The organism is Salinifilum aidingensis, from assembly GCF_054782015.1.
In genome coordinates, this window is the sequence record NZ_BAAGTH010000012.1 from 64,355 (window position 1) to 82,347 (window position 17,993).

Genomic DNA, 17,993 nt, shown 5'->3' on the forward strand with positions numbered 1-17,993 from the left:
CCGGCCCGTCAGCCACCACCCGACTCGGCGTGCGCGGTGAGCTTGCCCAGCACCGCGGCGATGTGTTCCAGGCCGATCTGGTTCTGCGCGGCCGCGCAGACCATCTCCTCGGCCACCTCGACGTCCTCGCTCTTGAGCGGGTCGATGAGGGGATGGCCGTTGAGCTCGAGGAAGACCAGCGAGCAGTTCCACGCGGCGCGTTTGTTCCCGTCCACCAGGGCGTAATTGCAGGCCAGCGAGTGCAGCAACGCTGCAGCTTTGACGTGCACACCGGTGTAGGCATCGGCGCCGAACAGCGACGCCTGCGGCCGCGCTACCGCACTCTCCAAGAGCCCGTAGTCGCGGACCTGCGGTGGCGCACCCAACACAACTCGGGTGACCTCGAGGACGTCGGCGACGTCGAGATGCTCTGTCATCCCTGATCCAGGATCACCGCTGGGCCAGGCGCTCGTTCAGGTCGGACGAGATGCGGCCGACACGCGCGGCGGAGGCGGCGACCTTGCGGCGGTGCAGCTCGGCGAGCACGGCTTCGTTGGCCATCGCCTTCACACTCTTGCCCTCCGCTGCGGCGGCGCAGCGCAGCTGCTCCATCTGATCGTCATCGAAGGTCACGTTAATCGCTGGCATGCATCCAGCCTATCTGCAAGGTACCACATTCGGTACCTGTCGTGCGCTGCAAAAACGATTCGACGCAGCCGGCGACGGCCTACTTCTTGCCCTTCTTGTCCTTCTCCTCCTTGCCGCCGTCACCGCCGTCGGTGGACAGCGCGGCCACGAACGCCTCCTGCGGCACCTCGACGCGGCCGATGTTCTTCATCTTCTTCTTGCCTTCCTTCTGCTTCTCCAGCAGCTTGCGCTTCCGGCTGATGTCGCCGCCGTAGCACTTGGAAAGCACGTCCTTGCGCAGCGCGCGGATCGTTTCGCGCGCGATGATGCGCGAGCCCACGGCCGCCTGGATCGGCACCTCGAACTGCTGCCGCGGGATGAGCTCCCGCAGCTTGTTCGTCATCTTCGTGCCGTAGGAGTAGGCGAAGTCCTTGTGCACGATCGCGCTGAACGCGTCGACCATCTCGCCCTGCAGCAGGATGTCCACCTTCACCAGGTCCGCGGCCTGCATCCCCGCCTCCTCGTAGTCCATCGAGGCGTAGCCGCGGGTGCGCGACTTGAGCTGGTCGAAGAAGTCGAACACGATCTCGCCCAGCGGCATCGTGTAGCGCAGCTCCACCCGGGTCTCGGACAGGTAGTCCATCCCGTTCATCGTGCCGCGCCGCCCCTGGCACAGCTCCATCACCGCACCGACGTACTCCGAGGGCACGATGATCGTGCACTTGGCGATCGGTTCGCGCACCTCCTGCGGCTTGCCGCCCGGCCAGTCCGAGGGGTTGGTGACCTCGGCCTCGGCGCCGTCCTCGCAGGTCACCTCGTAGACCACGTTCGGCGCGGTGGAGATCAGGTTGAGGTTGAACTCCCGCTCCAGGCGCGCCCGCGTGATCTCCAGGTGCAGCAGGCCGAGGAACCCGCAGCGGAAGCCGAAGCCCAGCGCGCCCGAGGTCTCCGGCTCGTACGTCAGGGCCGCGTCGTTGAGCAGCAGCTTGTCCAGCGCCTCGCGCAGCAGCGGGTAGTCCGAACCGTCGATCGGGTACAGCCCCGAGTAGACCATCGGCTGCGGTTCGCGGTAACCGGGCAGCGGTTCCGCGGCCCCGTCCTTCACCGCGGTGACGGTGTCGCCGACCTTGGACTGGCGGACGTCCTTCACCCCGGTGATCAGGTAGCCGACCTCGCCGACCCCGAGGCCCTCGCTGGCCTTCGGGTCCGGCGAGATGATGCCGACCTCCAGCAGCTCGTGGTTCGCGCCGGTGTACATCATGCGGATGCGCTGCCGCGGCGTGATCTTGCCGTCGACGACGCGGATGTAGGTCACCACGCCGCGGTAGGTGTCGTAGACCGAGTCGAAGATCATCGCCCGCGGCGGCGCGTCGACCTCGCCCTCCGGCGCCGGCATCCGGCCGACCACCGCGTCGAGCACCGAGTCCACGCCGTCGCCGGTCTTGGCCGACACGTGCAGCACATCCCCCGGGTCGCAGCCGATGATGTGCGCGAGCTCGTTGGCGTACTTCTCCGGTTCGGCGGCCGGCAGGTCGATCTTGTTCAGCACCGGCACGATCTCGAGGTCGTGCTCCATCGCGAGGTACAGGTTCGCCAGCGTCTGCGCCTCGATGCCCTGGGAGGCGTCCACCAGCAGGATCGCGCCCTCGCAGGCGGCCAACGAGCGGCTGACCTCGTAGCTGAAGTCCACGTGCCCCGGGGTGTCGATCAGGTGCAGCACGTGGTCGCGGCCCTCCACGCTCCACGGCAGGCGCACGTTCTGCGCCTTGATGGTGATGCCGCGCTCCCGCTCGAGGTCCATCCGGTCCAGGTACTGGTCCCGGTAGGCGCGCTCCTCCAGCACTCCGGTCAGCTGCAGCATCCGGTCGGCCAGCGTGGACTTGCCGTGGTCGATGTGCGCGATGATGCAGAAGTTCCGGATGCGCTCCGGACTCGTGAACGTCGTGTCTGCGAAGCTGCTCACTCGTGGTTCCTCGCGTGTCGATACCGGGTTGGCCCCATCGTCCCATGCCGGGGGCCGCCTCCGGAGCCCAACTCCGGAAAGCGCGCGAGCTCCCCGGCCCTGCACAGCGACAGTGTTGCTGAGCAGGGAAGACGAGCTCGCAGGGCGCTGCGCGCGGCCAGGGTCACCACCGGGCCGCGGCACCACCGCTCGGAGGCGAGCGCGCCGGGCCCGCCGGAGCCGCGATCCGGCAATCGGATTCCGCGGCGGACGCTGGCGCCAACCGCGCGCGCTCAGTCTCCGCTCGGCGGGTTCCGCACGTCCACGCGCAGCGGGTGGTCGGCGGGGATCTCGACGAGCACGATCGGCAGCCCGTCCGGATCGGCGATCCACGCCTCGTCCAGGCCCCAGGGCTTGCGCTCGGCCTCGGACAGCACGGTCACCTGCGGACGCAACCTGCTCATCTCGGCTTCGAGGTCGCGCACCTGCAGCCACAGCGACTGGTCCCCGCTCGGCGGCTGCTCCCCCCGACCGGAGACCTCCAGGTAGCCCTGCCCGAGGAAGAACACCGTGCCGCCCGGGAACTCGCGGGCGATCGCGAGCCCGAGCACGTCGCGGTAGAAGCGGACGGAGCGCTCCGGGTCGAGCGGTCGGAGGAGCATCCGGCTGCTGAGAATCTCCATGCCGCGTTTCTACCGCGCAGCCCGCCGCTATGCGACGCCGAGCAGCACCACGCCGACCAGCACGACCGCTGCGCCGGTCAACCGCCGGGCCGGCCGGGGCTCGCCGAGCACGCGCCAGGCCAGCAGCCCGGCGATGACGATGCTGAGCTCGCGTCCCGGTGCCACCAGGCTCACCGGTGCCAGCCGCATCGCGAACAGGGCCAGCACGTAGGCCAGCGGCGAGAGCACCGCCACCGCGAGCACCTCGCGCCGGTGCTCGCGCCAGATGGCGCGCACCCGCGCCCGCTGCGTCCCCGCGTACGGACCGAGCAGCGCGGCGCGCACCACCGAGGAGGACCAGTCGAACAGCAGCGGCGACAGCGCCAGACCGGTCACCGCGTGCGCGTCCCACACCGTGTAGGAAGCGATCAGGGCCCCGGTGAGCAGGCCGAACGCCACACCGCCGACGCGGGCTCCCGACCGCGCGGCCCCGCCGGCGAAGCCGATGACGAACACGCCCGCCACGACGAGCAGCCCGCCGAGAACGCCCTGCGCACCGGGTCGCTTCCCGAGCAGCAGCACGGCGGCGAGCACCGCCAGCAGCGGTCCGGTGCCGCGCGCCAGCGGGTAGACCACGGACATGTCGGCCACCCCGTAGCCGTGCTGCAGCAGCAGGTAGTAGCCGAGGTGGAGCACCGCGCTGACGCCGACGCCGAGCGCCCACGCCTCTCCGGCGGGTGCGCCTTCCCGCCACAGCACGAGCAGGCCGAGCGGCAGGTACAGCACCGCGGAACAGGCGGCGGCGAGCCAGACGAACGCCGCGCCGCCGCCGGCGCGCTTGGCGAAGAGGTTCCACCCCGCGTGCGCGAAGGCAGCGGCGAGCAGCAGCAGGCTGGCGGCAAGACCCACGGGCGGGCACCCTCCGACACCTCGTCGACGGATGCCTCCAGGCTTTTGTCCCTTCAGCTGTGCGACCGTCGTACGGCGGTCGTCGGTACCGCTCGGACCGGTCCCCGGCGCTGGCACCCGCGGCCGGGCGGAACCCTAGGCACACCCGGGGGCGCACGGTACCGCGCCGCCATCGCGAGAACCAGGGCATCACCCGCACGCCGCGCACCCGCCCGCCGATCTCGCAGGTCAGCCTTGGTATCGTGATTGCTCGCGCCGTGCGGCGTTCCGCAGGGGAGGAAAACCGCTCCGCGCACCGCCGACCGCGGTGTCGGCGAGCGCGCCGGGGCGGTGCCGTACACAGCGCGGCGCGAGCAGTCGAGCGACGAGGAAGGCGTACCAGTGGCCAACATCAAGTCCCAGGTCAAGCGGATTCGCACCAACGAGCAGAACCGCCGCCGCAACCAGGCAGTGAAGTCCTACGTGAAGACGGCCATCCGCAAGTTCCGGGAGGCCGCTGCCGCCGGCGACAAGAACCGCGCCATCGAGCTGCAGCGCGCCGCCGGGAGTGCGCTGGACCGCGCTGTCACCAAGGGCGTCCTGCACAAGAACCAGGCCTCCAACAAGAAGTCCTCGATGGCCCGGCAGATCAACAAGCTCTGACTTCCGGCCCTCCGGGACCGCCGAGGCCGCCCCTCGCCGCGCACCGCGCGGTGGCGGGCGGCCTTTCGCGTGTCGCGCCGCCCTCCCGCGCTGCGCGGGCGCCGCTCAGCGCCGTCCGTGCAGGGCGACGACGTCGAGCACGGCCCGCTCCAGGGCGTAGTTCGCGTCCGCGGCGCTGCCCTTGACGTCGGCGTTGAGCGCCGCGACCACGCCGAGCGCGTCGGTGATCCCGGTGCTGTTCCACCCGCGCGACTGCGCCAGGGCCTTCTTCACCTTCCACGGCGGCATGCCCAGCTCGCTGGCCAGCCGGAACGGGTCGCCGCCCTTGCCGGCGGAGGCGACCTTGCCGATCGTGCGCACCGCGTCGGCGAGCGCGTCGGCGATGAGCACGTGCGGCACGCCGAGCTGCAGCGCCCACCGCAGCGCCTCGACCGCGCCGCCGCGGTCCCCGGTGACGGCCTTCTCCGCCACGGCGAACCCGGTCACCTCGGCGCGCCCCTGGTGGTAGCGGCGCACGGCCTCGGCGTCGACCGTGCCGCCGGTGTCCGACACGAGCTGGGTGGCGGCGTTGGACAGCTCGCGCAGGTCGGATCCGACGGCCTCGATGAGCGCGCGGACCCCGTCGGCGTCGATCTTGCCGCCGCTGCGGCGGACCTCCTCGCGGACGAACGCCTCGCGGTCGGCGGGTTTGGTGATGCGGGGGCACTCGGTGACCGCCGCGCCGAGCTTCTTCAGCTGGTTGGGCAGGTCCTTGGCGTGCTTGGCGCGGCCACCGCCGCTGTGCACGATCACCAGCACCACGCCGTCGGCGGGTTCGCGGGCGTGGGTCAGCAGCGCTTCGGCGATCTCCTTGCCGGCGTCCTGGCAGTCCTCGACGGCGAGGATGCGCCCGTCGGCGAACAGCGACGGGCTGAGCATCTCGTCGAGCTCGCTGGCGGTGAGTTCGGTCACCTTCGCCCGGCGCAGCTCCGCCTCCGGGTCGGCCGCGCGCGCCGCGGCGACCGCCGCGCGCACCGCTCGCTCAACCAGGAGTTCCTCCTCGCCCACCACGAGGTGCAGCGGGGCGGCGACCGTGTTCGGCGAGGTCATACCGCACATCTTCGCACGACCCCGGTGATCTTCCGCACCGTGGACAGCTGTGGCGAGATGCCGGGACGGTCCATTAGCGTGTCCGCCACAACCGGATAGCTAGCTCATCCAGAGGGGCAGAGGGACCGGCCCGACGAAGCCCCGGCAACCGGTGTCGGCATTCCTGTGACGCGGGGCCGCCGACGACAAAGGTGCCAACTCCGACCCGCCCGCGGGAGAGATGAGGAAAGGACCTCGCCATGACCGCTGCCGCCCAGGCACAGACCCCGTCGCGTTCCGCCCTCGACCTCGGACAGGCCGCTGAGCTCGTGTCCAAGGAGGAGGGGCACCGCCAGCCGCTGGCGCCGGAGTTCGTCAGCCTCGAGGACTTCTCCCCGCTCGAAGTCGCCTACGACTTCGGCCGCATCACGCGCGAGGAGATCGAAGCCGGACCGCGCTCGATCTGGCGCTACAAGAAACTCCTTCCGGTCCCGTCCACCGTGGATCAGATCGCGAACACGGAACCCGGCTGTACGAGGCTGCTTCGCGCCGACAACCTGGCGAAGGCCCTGGGCGTGAAGCAGATCTGGATCAAGGACGACACCGGCAACCCGACGCACTCGTTCAAGGACCGCGTGGTCGCGGTCGCGCTGGCCGCCGCCCGCGAGTTCGGGTTCAACGTGCTCGCCTGCCCCTCCACCGGCAACCTCGCGAACGCGGTCGCCGCGGCGGCCTCCCGCGCGGGCTGGGACTCGGTCGTGCTCGTCCCGAAGACCTTGGAACAGGCCAAGATCATGATGAGCGCGGTCTACGACGGCTCGCTGCTGGCCGTGGACGGCAACTACGACGACGTGAACCGCTTGGCGACCGAGCTGGCCGGGGAGCACGAGGACTGGGCGTTCGTCAACGTCAACGTGCGGCCGTACTACTCGGAGGGCTCGAAGACCCTGGCCTTCGAGGTCGCCGAGCAGCTGGGCTGGCGGCTGCCGGAGCAGATCGTCGTGCCGATCGCCTCCGGGTCGCAGCTGACGAAGGTGTACAAGGGCTTCAACGAGCTCGGCGAGGTGGGCCTGGTCGAGCCGAGCCCGGTGCGCATCTTCGGTGCGCAGGCCGCGGGCTGCTCGCCCGTGTCCACCGCGTTCAAGGAGGGCACCGACGTGGTGCAGCCGCAGCGGCCGGAGACGATCGCCCGGTCGCTGGCCATCGGCGCGCCGGCCGACGGCCCGTACGTGCTGGACACGGTGCACAAGACCGGCGGGGCGATCGAGGACGTCACAGACGAGGAGGTCGTCGAGGGCATCCGCCTGCTCGCGCGGACCGAGGGCATCTTCGCCGAGACCGCGGGCGGTGTGACCGTCGCCAACGCCAAGAAGATGTTCGACAGCGGCCAGCTCGACCCGGATCAGGAGACGGTGCTGCTCATCACCGGTGACGGGCTGAAGACCATGGACGCGGTCACCGAGCACGTGGGGCCGAAGGCGACGGTGGCGCCGAACACCGAGGCGGTGGACCAGGCCCTCGGCCTGTGACGCCCGGGTGACCAGCACCGGCTGACTTCCCGGGGGCGGGGATCCGCGGATCGGCCCCGCCCCCGCTCGCGTGCGCGGGGGCGCCGGTCATGGGACCGGCAGCAGCGCGTCCCCGCGCGCCGCGGCGCGCGGGCCGTGCCGGCCGGGCAGCACGGCGACGTCGCCGCTCTCGTCGGTGCGCAGCACCTCCGGCACGCGCGCGAGCATGCCCAGCAGGCGTCCGTGCGGATGCCCGTAGTCGTTGTCCGCGCCGACGCTGATGACCGCCACCCGCGGGTCGACCGCTGCGACGAACCGCGGCAGGGTGGTCCGCGAGCCGTGGTGCGGCACCTTGAGCACGTCGGCCCGCAAGTCCGCGCCCGACCACAGCAGCTGCTGCTGACCGCGGATCTCCACGTCCCCCGTCAGCAGCACGCTGCCCGCCGGGGTGCGTGCGCGGAGCACCACGGAGGCGTCGTTGGCCGCTTCCTCATCGGAGGTCCGCGCGAGCGAGCCGGCCGGCCCGAGCACGTCGAGGGCCGCCCCCGGCCACCGCAGCGAGCGCCCCGCCTCCGCGCCGAGCACGGGTGCGCCGTGCCGCCGCGCGTGCCCGCGCACTTCCCGCATCGCCCAGGCCGGTTCGCGCACGGGGCCGACGGCGACGCCACCGACGGGGAATTCCGCCAGCACCCCGCCGACGCCGCCCACGTGGTCGGCGTGCAGGTGGCTGAGCACGAGCAGCGGCACGCGCTCCACCCCGAGACGCCGCAGGCAACCGGTCACCGCGCCCGCGTCCGGCCCCGCGTCCACGAGCACCGCCTCCCCGGGGCGTCCGGTGGCCAGCACGACCGCATCCCCCTGGCCCACGTCGCACACGACGGCGCTCCACCCGCCGACCGGCCACGGCGACACCGCGGCCCGCACCGGGACGAGGCAGGCTGCGAGCACCGCGGCCGCGAGGGCGATCCGCCGGAACCGGCGGAAACGCAGCGCGAGCAGCGCCACCAGCGCGGCACCGGCGAGCAGGACCCCGCCGAACACCCCGTCCGGCCAGGGCAGCAGCGCCCCCGGGACTCCTGCCGCGTGCCCGGCCACCCCGATGATCCACTCGAGGGCCGGAGCGGCGAGTCGCACGCACAGCTCAGCTCCTGGCCGCACGGCCGGTGCGGTGACCGTGGCGAGCACGCCGAGCACGGTGGCCGGGGCCACCGCGGGGCCGGCCAGCAGGTTGGCGAGCACCCCGACGAGGCTGATCCCGCCGGAGACGGCGGCGATGAGCGGAGCCGTGGCCAGCTGGGCCGCCGCCGGGACGGTGATCGCCTCGGCCAGGCCCACCGGAACACCGCGGTCGTGCAGCCGGGCCGACCAGGCCGGTGCGAGCACCACCAGCGCGGCCGTGGCCGCCACCGACAGGGCGAACCCGACCTCGCCGGCCAGGCGCGGAACGAGCAGCAGCAGCCCCAGCACGCTCGCCGCGAGCACCGGCAGGGTGGAGCGCTCCCGCCCGAGCGCCAGCGCGAGCAGCGTGATCGCCCCCATCGCGGCGGCCCGCAGCACGCTCGGTTCGGGCCCGCACAGCACCACGAACCCGCACAGCGCCAGCGCGGCGACGCCCGCGCACACCACAGGTCCGCACCCGACCAGGCGTGCCAGCAGCAGCACCGCGCCGCAGACGATGGCGACGTTCGAACCGGACACGGCGACGAGGTGGGTCAGGCCCGCGGTCTCGAAGTCCTGTTCCACCTCCTCGGGCAGCCCTCCGACGTCACCGATCACCAGCCCCGGCAGCAACCCCGCCGCTGCCGGCCCGAGCACCTCCTCCGAGGTGTCACGCAGGCCCTGCCGCAGGTGTTCGGCCACCCGCTGCACCGCGGGAACCGGGCCGGTGCCCCGTGGTGCGGAGTGCGTGCTCACCGCGGCCGCGGTGAGCTCCCCGGGGCGCGGCGGGAGGAGCTCACCGCGCAGCACGGCCCGCTGGCCCGCCACGAGGTGGTTCCACTCCGCGGTGGGCACGAGCAGCACGACCCGGCCCCGCACCTCCCGCACCCGCCCGTCCACTGCGGCCGCCCGCAGCCGGGCCGGCGCCAGGGCGCGCTCCCCTCGGCGGTGGTTGCCGTAGGAGTCGCCGCGCAGCGCACGGGGCGCGTCGGTGAGGGTGACGTGCAGCTCCGCGGTCGTGCCGAGCTCGGCCCGCAGCGGGTGGTGCTCGACCGCGCTGGCGCGCACGCCGATCGACGCTCCCGCCGCCACCACCAGCAGCGCGGCGGCGAGCACCGCCCTGGCGCCCGGGTGGGCGCGCCGCCTCCACGCGAGGGCGAGCACGGCCACCGCGCAGGCGGTCACCACCGCCGCCGCCACCCAGCCGCCGTGCAACCCGAGCAGGGTCACCGCCCACACGCCGCACGCCGCGGGCACGAGACGCAGGTCGAGGACCTCCCCGATCCCCGCGGCTCGGCCGATCCCCACCGGCCGGCCGTTCCCCGCGGTCCGGTCGGGGTCCGCGGTCCGGTCGGGGTCCGGCACGGCACCTGCCGCGGTCGCGGCCTCCGGGGCGCTCACACCTCGGCCATCTCCCGCAGCCGCTGCACGGTCTTCTCCCCGATGCCGTCGATGTCCTGCAACTGCTCGACGGAGCTGAACTCGCCGTGCTCGCTCCGCCAGCGCACGATCTGCTGCGCGGTCACCTCCCCCACGCCGGGCAGCTGCTGCAGTTCCTCCTCGTCCGCGCTGTTCAGGTTCACCACCGGGCCCTCCTCCGCGGCGGACCCGCCCGGTGGCGGCTCCGGTTCGGGGATGCCGACGTGGAGCTGCTCGCCGTCGTCGAGCTGGCGGGCGAGGTTGAGCGCGGTGACGTCGGTGTCCGGCAGCGGGCCACCCGCCGCGGCCAACGCGGCGGCGACCCGGTCGCCGGGGGCGATGGTGACCAGGCCGGGGTCGTGCACGCGTCCGACGACGCTGACGACGAGCTCCTCCGGCGTCGGCTCGGTGGAAGCGGGAGCGCTCGTCGCCGGGGGAGCGGTGGGGCGGAGGACGCGGCGCGCTGCTCCCCCGCGGCCTGCTGCCGCCACAGCGCGCTCGCGGCCACGACGAGGCTGACGAGCGTGAGCGCCGCGAGCACGAGCACGCCGCCGCTCCCGGGGTCGAAACGCGCCGCGAGCAGTGTTTCCGGCACCCACCGGCGCAGCCGCTCGTGCCACCGCCCGCGCGGCGCGGAACCCCCTGCCCCGCTCGCGCTCATCCCGGGGACGGCAGGCGCGCCCGCCTCCACCGTCCGTCCACTCCCGGCAGAACTGCTCGCGGGGAACGGGTCACCACCGGAGTCCGGCGGGGGCAGCGCTTCGGAGGTGGCCTCCAGCACCGGGTCCGGCGCGTCCGGCGAGGACCCACCTGCCGGAGCGATCGCGTCCGCGGTGCGAGGAGCCGCGGGTCCCGTTGCGGACCGCGCGGCGGAGCCGCCCTGCGCGCCGCGGCCGCGCAGCGCCAGCAACCGCTCCTGCGGGACCGGTTCGGCGCGGCGCGCTCGGAACAGCCGGAAGTCGTCCATGCGGCGAAAATAGAGCGCTGCTGCGGAGTTCCGCCGCCCTGGCAGCAGAATCTGTGGAGAACTCGATCCCCTGTGGACAGCTCACCACGAATGCTCGCCCGCTCGGGCGATGTGGTTCACCCGCCCCAGTGCCCACCTTCCGCGGGAGCGAAGTCCTCCGCGAGTTCGGCCTCCTGGCACCGCACGACGACGCCCAACGCGCCCGGGCCGATGTGCGCGCCGATCACAGCTCCCACCTCGGTGACCGCGCAGTCGACCACCGCCGGGAGCGCCTCCCGCAAGCGCTCCGCCAGCCCCGCGGCCCGCTCCGGTGCCGCCAAGTGGTGCACCGCCACCCGCACGGGCGCGTCGCCGCCGCGCGCGGCCTGCTCGGCGCGCTCCACGAGCCGGGTCACCGCCCGCGACATCGTGCGCACCTTCTCCAGCGGGGCGATCCGGCCGGCCTCGACGTGCAGCACGGGCTTGATGGACAGCGCCGTGCCGAACACCGCGGCGGCGGTGCCGATGCGCCCGCCGCGCCGCAGGTGCTCCAACGTGGGCACGGTGAACAGCGTCGTGGTCCGCGCGACCGCCAGCGAGGCGGACCGCTCCACCTCGTCCGCGGGCGCGCCGCGCGCCGCCGCCTCGGCGGCCGCCAGCGCGGGAAACCCCACCCCCATCCCCGCCGAAGCCGAGTCGACCACGCGCACGCGATCCGCGCCGACGCGCTCGGCGGCCACGCGCGCAGCGTCCCACGTGCCGGAGAGGTGGCGGGACAGGTGCACCGCCACGACCGCGTCCGCTCCGCCCTCCAGCGCCGCCGCGTAGGCCGCCGCCAGCTCGTCCGGGGTGGCCCCGGAGGTGGTCACCCGCTGGTGCCTGCCCATGGCGCGGGCCAGGTCCGCCGGCACCACCTCCGACTCGGCGATCGGATCGGCACCGGCGATGGACACGTGCAGCGGAACCACGCCGATGCCGAAGCGGGAGGCGGGCTCCGCGGGGAGATACGCCGTCGAATCGGTGACCACCGCGACCGTCACGCGTTCACCCTACGCCGAACGGTGCAGCGCACGTCACCCGTCGGGGTGGTCACTGGGGCAGCGCGCCCGTGTTGTACGCGGCCAGCCGCCACCGCCGCTCCTGGCGGCCGATCCGCACGAGCACGGCCCAGTGGCAGTTGGCGATGCCGCCGAGCCCGGGCCACAGGTGCACGGGCAGCTCCAGCAGCTGCGACGTCAGCGCGCCGATCACCCCGCCGTGCGCGCACAGCAGCGCCGTGCCCGAGTGCGCCCGGTCCAGCTCCTGCACCACCCGAGCCGCCCGTTCGGCGACGTGCACCCGCGCCTCCCCGCCGGGCGGCGCCCACCGCGGATCGGTGCGCCAGGTCAGCATCGCTCCTGGCCAGTGGTGCTCCACCTCGGCACCGCTGAGGCCCTGCCACTGCCCGATGTCGGTCTCGCGGAGGCGCTGGTCGATGCTCGCCTCGACCCCGGAGACCTCGGTCAGCGCGGCAGCGGTGACCCGCGCCCTGCGCAGGTCGGAGCTGACGACGACGTCCGGGCAGTACTCGGCGACCACGGTGGCCGCGCGCTTGGCCTGCTCGAGCCCGGTTTCGGTGAGCTCGCTGTCCAGATGTCCCTGAAGCCGGCCGGCACGGTTGTAGTCGGTCTCACCGTGCCGCCACAGCACGAGGCGTTCCAGGCTCACGCGTCGGCGTCCCCGGTCTCGCCGTTCTCCACCGTGGCGACGACTCCTTCGAGCTCCACCCGCGGGCAGTCCTTCCACAGGCGTTCCAGCTCGTAGAAGGCGCGCTCCTCGCTGTGCTGGATGTGCACCACGACGTCGTTGAAGTCGAGCAGGACCCAGCGGCCCTCCCGCTCGCCCTCGCGCCGCACCGGCTTGGTGCCCGCGGCGCGCATCTTCTCCTCGACCGCGTCGACGATCGCGCCGACCTGCCGCTCGTTGGACGCGGAGGCGATGAGGAAGCAGTCGGTGATGATCAGCTGCTCGGACACGTCCAACACGACGACGTCGATGGCCTTCTTGTCCGCGGCGGCCTGCGCGGCCACCCTGGCCAGCTCGCGGGACTGTTCGGTCGCTGCCACGTGACTCCTCTCGACGGGGTACCCAGTCCACCAGGGTAGCCCGTTCCGGCACCTCGGCGGGGCGGCGTCCGGTGCGGCGCGCTCCTCCGGCGGGGCCGCACGCGCCCGCACGCCGGGCGGGTGCTCCGCGCTCGACCCGCGGGCGCGACGCGTGCACCCGCCCCCGGACGCGTGCGGTGCGCGCGACTGCCGTGCAACCGCCGCGGCACCGCCGAGGTGCCGAGCTGGCGCGCAGCAGCGCACCTCGCCTAAGGTGCACGTCCGTGCGCACCGGAGAGCCACTGCCGATGGAGCGGGCCCGGCCGGCCGACGCCCCGCGGCTGCACCGCCTGCGCCGGGACGTCGAGGACTGGCTGGCCGAACGCGGCATCGCCCAGTGGGCGCCCGGCGAGATCAGCGAGCGGACCATCGCCGAGCAGATCGAGCGCGGCCTGTGGCACGTGCTCCGCGAGGACGGGTCCGGAGAAGACGATCGGGGCGTCACCGCCGCGCTGCGGCTGCTGTGGTCCGACCCCGAGTTCTGGGGAGCGGACCGGGCTCCCCGCCGCGTACGTGCACGGGCTCATGGTCGACCGCAGCGCGGCCGGCCGCGGCCTGGGCGAAGCCCTGCTGCGCTGGGCCGCCGAGCAGGGCCGGGCCGCGGGGGTCGGACTGCTGCGGCTCGACTGCGTGGAATCGAACACCGCGCTGCTCGCCTACTACCGGCGGCTGGGATTCACCGAGGTCGGACGCCGGGAGTTCGAGCGGTTCCACAGCGTCACCCTGCTGCAGCAGCGGCTCGGCTGAGGCCCGCCGGCGCGCACCTCCCGCGAGCCGGGAGCCCCGGGCACTGCTGCCCGCGCGGGACCTCCGCGGCTATGGTCGCCCCGAGGGGCGCCCGACCGGAGCCCCGCGATGCTCCGATCAATGCGAGGTGAGCGATGGCAGAGGGTTTCCACCCCGCCCTCCCCGGAGCCGGCCAGGGCGCCACGGGACCCGACCGCACCCGGGTGCACCGCGTGCGCAGCACCGAACTGTCCGCCGACACGGCGCAGTCGACCGGGATGAACCGCATCGAGGCGATCAGCGGCAAAACGGTGGGCTCCGAGCACCTCTGGACGGGGCAAACGCACGTGGCACCGGCCACCGCGTCGTCGAACCACCACCACGGCGAGTCGGAGACCTCGATCTACGTGGTGGCCGGGCACCCGCGCTTCGTCTACCACGACGGTGACGGGGAGGTCTCGCTGGACACCGAACCCGGCGACTACATCTACGTGCCGCCGTTCGTCCCGCACCGCGAGGAGAACCCCGATCCGGACGACGAGGCCGTGGTCGTCATCTCGCGGACGACGCAGGAGGCGATCGTGGTGAACCTGCCCGCGCTGCACCCGCTCGACGAGGGGTGAGGGGAACGCCCGGCGAGATCAACCGCGACCACGGCGGCCGCGGTCCGCACTTCGACGCTCCCGCGGGACACCACCTCGAGGTCCGCGCGCACCGCTACCACTGAAGTCTGCTGAGCAGCGCGGCGCGTCGCGGAACGGACCCGCACCTCCGGCGAACTCCGCCAGCGTGCGCCCGTCGAGCAGGCCGATCCCGGACTCGCGGGGCGCGGTGCGAGGATGCGGCCATGAGCGAGCACTCGGACTCGTCGTCCATACCGCTGGCGGTCCGCCTCGGCCGCGAAGAGCTGCTGATCCGCAAGCGCTACGAGACGCTCAGCATCGTCAACGACGTCCTCATCGCGCTGTGGTTCCTCATCGGCAGCGTGCTGTTCTTCTGGGACTCCACGAACACAGCGGGGACCTGGCTGTTCGTACTCGGCAGCGCGGAACTCGGCATCCGCCCGCTCATCCGGTTGCGACGGCACGTGCACCTGAAGAGGATCCACGAAACCCCGCACCCGACCGCCGAATCCGACCAGGACTTCTGACGTCCAACCGCACGTCCACCGCCCCGCTGCGGGCGCAGTGGTCGAGCGCTGCGGGCCCCGTTCGGCAGAACCACCGGCTCGTGCGGTACCACCGAAAGGTAGCGCAAATGCGAACTTCGGGGCATTGATCGTGCCGCGTCCCGCTCTACCATCGGCGCGATGGGATCACGGGACGGCCGCGGGGCGAAGCCGGTGCGACGACCGGGGTATGACGCGTTCATCTCCTACAGCCACGCGGTCGACGGCAAACTCGCCCCCGCTCTGCAACGCGAGGTGGAGCGGTTCGCCACGCCTTGGCACCGGGCGCGTTCCCTGCGGGTTTTCCGCGATGACGCCAACCTGACCGCGAGCCCGGAACTCTGGTCCTCGATCGAGCGCGCCCTGCACTCCTCCCGGTGGTTCGTGCTCATGGCTTCCCCGCAGGCGGCACGATCGCCGTGGGTGGACGCGGAAGTCGCCTGGTGGCTGGCGAACCGCTCCGCGCAGCGGTTGCTGATCGTGCTCACCGACGGCGAGTTCGCCTGGGACGAACGCGCCGGCGGCGTCGACTGGTCGACCACCACCGCGTTGCCTCCCGCGCTGCACGGGGCGTTGCGCGAGGAGCCGCGGTGGGTGGACCTGCGGTGGTTGCGCTCGGCCGACCAGGCCGACCGGGGAAACCCCAGGATGCGGGACAACGTCGCGGACATCGCCGCCGCGATCCGCGAGATGCCGAAGGATTCCCTGGTCGGCGCGCACATCCGGCACCAGCGCCGAACCGTGCGGCTGGCGACCGCGGCCGTGAGCACGCTGTCGTTGTTGCTGGTGGCGACGTTGATCGCCTCGGTGGTGGCGGTCGTGCAGCGCAACATCGCCGTCGAGGAGGCCGAGACCGCCCGTGCGCGCCAGCTGGCGGGACTCGCCGTGGCGAACCTGGACAGCGACCTCGAAGCGGCGCAGTTGCTGGCCGCCGAGGCGTACCGCACCCGGGCGGACGCGCAGACGCGTTCGGCGCTGTTCCGGTCCGCGGCGGCGAATCCGGAGCTGACCCGGTTCCTGCCCGCCGGGGCCGAGGTCACCACGGCCACCGGGGCGACCGACGCCGGGGTCGTCGTGGCGGGCACCGCCGACGGACGCGTGCTGCGCTGGGACCTCACCCGCGGAAGCCGCGCCACCGGCCGGATCGGCAACGCGCCCATCACGGACCTCGCCACGGACTCCACCGGCGAGGCGGTCCTGGCCACCGACGGCTCCGCGGTGCGGACGTGGAATGCGTCGATGGACCGGGACCGGACCGTCCACTCCGGACCATCAGCGGCCGTGACCGTCACGCCCTCGGGACGCCACCTCGCCGTGCTCACGCGCGCCCCGAACGGGCAGGAGGCGGAGTTGATCGCCTACGCCACCTCCTCCCGCCGAGCCGGTTCCGCCTCGGCGCGAGCGGCGGTGCCGGCGACCTTCTCCGAACTCGACGCGCCGGAGGACGACGCGCTCGTCCTGAGCACGAAGTCAGGACAGTGGCAGCGGCGCACGCTCCCGGAACTCGGCGAGGAGGCGACCTCGCGGCAGCCGCTCACTCCCGCGAGCGCGGGGACCACCGGATCTTCGGCCGACGGCACGTACTTCGGCGTGGACATCTACGGGCGCGCCTCGATCTGGGACAGGGAGGATTCCCCGGAGAACCCGCCCTGGAAGCACCCCGATCTGACGACCACCACCGGCACCACGCGAGGGGACAGAGCGGACGACTTCACGATCAGCCACGACGGCAGCCGCACCGCGACGGCGGTCGGCGGGGCGGTCTACGTCTCCTCCACCGCACCGGACGAGCAGAAGTTCGTCCCGGAAGCGCTGACCGGCACGGACACCACCACGCGCGGAACCCTCTCGTTCGTCGGCGAGCACCGGCTGGTCTCGGCCTCCGGCAGCACGCTCGCCGTCCGGAACCTCAACGCACCCGGCCGGATCGGTTCGGACGCCGGGATTCAACTGGACCACGGAGTATCCGCCAACTCCCCGCGCCTGGCCGCAGCCCCCGGCGAGGACGTCGCCGCGTACAGCAGCAGCGACGAGGTGATCACCTACCGCACCCGCGGCGCGCCCGAAACCCGGAAGCTGTTCGACGAGAACGACCTGGCCGGCAGCGACATAATGCTGCCGGTGTGGAGCCCCGACGGCCGACGTCTGGCGCTGCTCGGAGCGGACCACGCAGCACTGGTCGTGCATCCCGACGCGCCGGAAAGCACCGGCCGGAACTGGAGTCCGGTGCGCCCCGCACCGGGCAGCACCCCCGTCGCCGCGCGGATCTCCGCGGACGGCGGCACGATCGCCGCGCTGGGCTCCAGGGGCGACGGGGTGGTGCGCAGCTTCCCGGAGGGGGAGGTCCAACGGACCTTCCCCGGCAACGTTCCGCCCTACGCGTCCCCGAAAATCCTCTCCCCGGAAGAAGCCGCGATCAGCCACGACCTCGCGCGCGCTGCGGTCGCCGAGGAGTCCAACGCCGCAGTCATCGACCTGCGCACGGGGCAGCGGCGGCAACTGCCCGGCGGCCCGGCCGAGGCCGTGACCTTCACCGCGGACCGGCTGCTCGTCCTCCGCGGCGACGGGGCGGTGGAGGTCTGGAACAACGCGGGGACGCAACGCCTCCAGTCGATCCCGGGGACGGAGGGGGACTTCCTGCCCGTCCTCGCGGCCCAGCCGAACGGCAACCTGATCGCGCGGTTGCGCACGGACAACACCATCGTCCTCACCCAGCTCGACTCCGGTGCGCCGCTGGGCTCGTTCACCATGTGGCGCCCCGCTGACACGAACTCCGCCATGACCTTCACCGCGGACGGCGACCACCTCCTGGTGGCCACCCCGAACGCCCGCCTGACCCGGTGGCAGATGACCGAGGGGTCCTGGCTCCGCGAGGTGTGCGCTCGTGCCGGGCGAGACCTGACCGCGGCCGAATGGCACAACTACGTCGGCACGGAACCACCGGAGGACCTCCGGTGCGCGCGCTGACCCCGAACTGCCGACGACGCCTCGGCGGGAACTCCGCGGAAGGATCCGCGACCCGCAGTCCGGGAAACTGCTCGGGACCGACGTGCGCGGGGATCCGCGCCGCCTGTTCTGCCCGCCCGCGTTCTGCC

The 17,993-nt window shown here is 73.1% G+C and carries 17 protein-coding genes and 1 riboswitch; of the genes, 6 read left to right on the forward strand and 11 right to left on the reverse strand.

Going from position 1 to position 17,993, the window contains the following annotated elements; all coding sequences use genetic code 11:
• Positions 1-8: 8 nt before the first annotated feature.
• The 5 genes from ACYVJE_RS16590 to ACYVJE_RS16610 form a co-directional block, all read right to left on the reverse strand.
• Positions 9-416 (reverse strand): type II toxin-antitoxin system death-on-curing family toxin, encoded by a 408-nt coding sequence (locus ACYVJE_RS16590; protein WP_461145173.1) that lies wholly within the window; start codon positions 414-416, stop codon positions 9-11.
• A 13-nt stretch (positions 417-429) separates the two neighbouring features.
• Positions 430-627 carry a hypothetical protein gene (locus ACYVJE_RS16595; protein WP_461145174.1) on the reverse strand — a complete coding sequence of 66 codons (198 nt, stop codon included), beginning with the start codon at positions 625-627 and terminating at the stop codon, positions 430-432.
• 79 nt (positions 628-706) lie between these two features.
• Complete coding sequence (lepA, locus tag ACYVJE_RS16600; RefSeq protein WP_461145175.1) at positions 707-2,569, reverse strand: translation elongation factor 4; 1,863 nt, start codon at positions 2,567-2,569, stop codon at positions 707-709.
• Positions 2,570-2,841: 272 nt separating this feature from the next.
• A complete protein-coding gene (locus ACYVJE_RS16605) occupies positions 2,842-3,231 on the reverse strand; it encodes a VOC family protein (RefSeq protein WP_461145176.1) in 390 nt (129 codons plus the stop codon).
• A 27-nt stretch (positions 3,232-3,258) separates the two neighbouring features.
• On the reverse strand, positions 3,259-4,119 hold the full coding sequence (locus ACYVJE_RS16610) for an EamA family transporter (RefSeq protein ID WP_461145177.1): 861 nt from the start codon (positions 4,117-4,119) through the stop codon (positions 3,259-3,261).
• 381 nt (positions 4,120-4,500) lie between these two features.
• Between ACYVJE_RS16610 and rpsT the strand changes: the two genes are divergently transcribed.
• The gene (rpsT, locus tag ACYVJE_RS16615) at positions 4,501-4,761 is read left to right on the forward strand and encodes a 30S ribosomal protein S20 (protein ID WP_459159930.1); all 261 of its coding nucleotides are present in this window, start codon (positions 4,501-4,503) and stop codon (positions 4,759-4,761) included.
• Positions 4,762-4,866: 105 nt separating this feature from the next.
• On the opposite strand, the gene holA is transcribed toward rpsT, so the two are convergent.
• Entirely contained in the window at positions 4,867-5,850 is a 984-nt protein-coding gene (holA, locus tag ACYVJE_RS16620) for a DNA polymerase III subunit delta (RefSeq protein ID WP_459158735.1), read from the reverse strand.
• 101 nt (positions 5,851-5,951) lie between these two features.
• A riboswitch (SAM riboswitch) is annotated at positions 5,952-6,077 on the forward strand.
• A 12-nt stretch (positions 6,078-6,089) separates the two neighbouring features.
• On the opposite strand from holA, the gene thrC reads away from it, so the two are divergent.
• Entirely contained in the window at positions 6,090-7,358 is a 1,269-nt protein-coding gene (thrC, locus tag ACYVJE_RS16625) for a threonine synthase (RefSeq protein ID WP_459158734.1), read from the forward strand.
• Positions 7,359-7,445: 87 nt separating this feature from the next.
• Here the strand turns inward: thrC and ACYVJE_RS16630 are convergent, their stop codons facing one another.
• The 5 genes from ACYVJE_RS16630 to rsfS form a co-directional block, all read right to left on the reverse strand.
• Positions 7,446-9,896, reverse strand: a complete 2,451-nt coding sequence (locus ACYVJE_RS16630) for a ComEC/Rec2 family competence protein (protein WP_461145178.1) — start codon at positions 9,894-9,896, stop codon at positions 7,446-7,448.
• The gene (locus tag ACYVJE_RS16635; protein ID WP_461145179.1) at positions 9,893-10,405 is read right to left on the reverse strand and encodes a ComEA family DNA-binding protein; all 513 of its coding nucleotides are present in this window, start codon (positions 10,403-10,405) and stop codon (positions 9,893-9,895) included. The genes ACYVJE_RS16630 and ACYVJE_RS16635 overlap by 4 nt, the downstream gene beginning before the upstream one ends.
• Before the next feature lie 592 nt (positions 10,406-10,997).
• A complete protein-coding gene (locus ACYVJE_RS16640) occupies positions 10,998-11,900 on the reverse strand; it encodes a DegV family protein (RefSeq protein WP_461145180.1) in 903 nt (300 codons plus the stop codon).
• Between the two features lie 49 nt (positions 11,901-11,949).
• The gene (locus tag ACYVJE_RS16645) at positions 11,950-12,567 is read right to left on the reverse strand and encodes a histidine phosphatase family protein (protein ID WP_461145181.1); all 618 of its coding nucleotides are present in this window, start codon (positions 12,565-12,567) and stop codon (positions 11,950-11,952) included.
• A complete protein-coding gene (rsfS, locus tag ACYVJE_RS16650) occupies positions 12,564-12,965 on the reverse strand; it encodes a ribosome silencing factor (RefSeq protein WP_459158729.1) in 402 nt (133 codons plus the stop codon). The genes ACYVJE_RS16645 and rsfS overlap by 4 nt, the downstream gene beginning before the upstream one ends.
• Positions 12,966-13,436: 471 nt before the next feature.
• Between rsfS and ACYVJE_RS16655 the strand changes: the two genes are divergently transcribed.
• The 4 genes from ACYVJE_RS16655 to ACYVJE_RS16670 all read left to right on the forward strand — a co-directional run bounded on the left by ACYVJE_RS16655 (position 13,437) and on the right by ACYVJE_RS16670 (position 17,865).
• Positions 13,437-13,751: a GNAT family N-acetyltransferase gene (locus tag ACYVJE_RS16655; protein ID WP_461145259.1), complete on the forward strand. Its 315-nt coding sequence runs from the start codon at positions 13,437-13,439 to the stop codon at positions 13,749-13,751.
• A 134-nt stretch (positions 13,752-13,885) separates the two neighbouring features.
• Entirely contained in the window at positions 13,886-14,353 is a 468-nt protein-coding gene (locus tag ACYVJE_RS16660; protein WP_461145182.1) for a cupin domain-containing protein, read from the forward strand.
• 224 nt (positions 14,354-14,577) lie between these two features.
• Positions 14,578-14,880: a YrhK family protein gene (locus tag ACYVJE_RS16665; RefSeq protein WP_461145183.1), complete on the forward strand. Its 303-nt coding sequence runs from the start codon at positions 14,578-14,580 to the stop codon at positions 14,878-14,880.
• Between the two features lie 159 nt (positions 14,881-15,039).
• Positions 15,040-17,865 carry a TIR domain-containing protein gene (locus ACYVJE_RS16670; RefSeq protein ID WP_461145184.1) on the forward strand — a complete coding sequence of 942 codons (2,826 nt, stop codon included), beginning with the start codon at positions 15,040-15,042 and terminating at the stop codon, positions 17,863-17,865.
• The last annotated feature ends 128 nt before the right edge of the window (positions 17,866-17,993 follow it).

Excerpts from the sequence above, each read along its gene's own strand:
- ACYVJE_RS16590 (WP_461145173.1), bottom strand. The coding sequence starts at position 416 with ATGACAGAGCATCTCGACGTCGCCGACGTCCTCGAGGTCACCCGAGTT.
- ACYVJE_RS16595 (WP_461145174.1), bottom strand. The coding sequence starts at position 627 with ATGCCAGCGATTAACGTGACCTTCGATGACGATCAGATGGAGCAGCTG.
- ACYVJE_RS16605 (WP_461145176.1), bottom strand. The coding sequence starts at position 3,231 with ATGGAGATTCTCAGCAGCCGGATGCTCCTCCGACCGCTCGACCCGGAG.
- holA (WP_459158735.1), bottom strand. The coding sequence starts at position 5,850 with ATGACCTCGCCGAACACGGTCGCCGCCCCGCTGCACCTCGTGGTGGGC.
- thrC (WP_459158734.1), top strand. The coding sequence starts at position 6,090 with ATGACCGCTGCCGCCCAGGCACAGACCCCGTCGCGTTCCGCCCTCGAC.
- ACYVJE_RS16660 (WP_461145182.1), top strand. The coding sequence starts at position 13,886 with ATGGCAGAGGGTTTCCACCCCGCCCTCCCCGGAGCCGGCCAGGGCGCC.
- ACYVJE_RS16665 (WP_461145183.1), top strand. The coding sequence starts at position 14,578 with ATGAGCGAGCACTCGGACTCGTCGTCCATACCGCTGGCGGTCCGCCTC.
- ACYVJE_RS16670 (WP_461145184.1), top strand. The coding sequence starts at position 15,040 with ATGGGATCACGGGACGGCCGCGGGGCGAAGCCGGTGCGACGACCGGGG.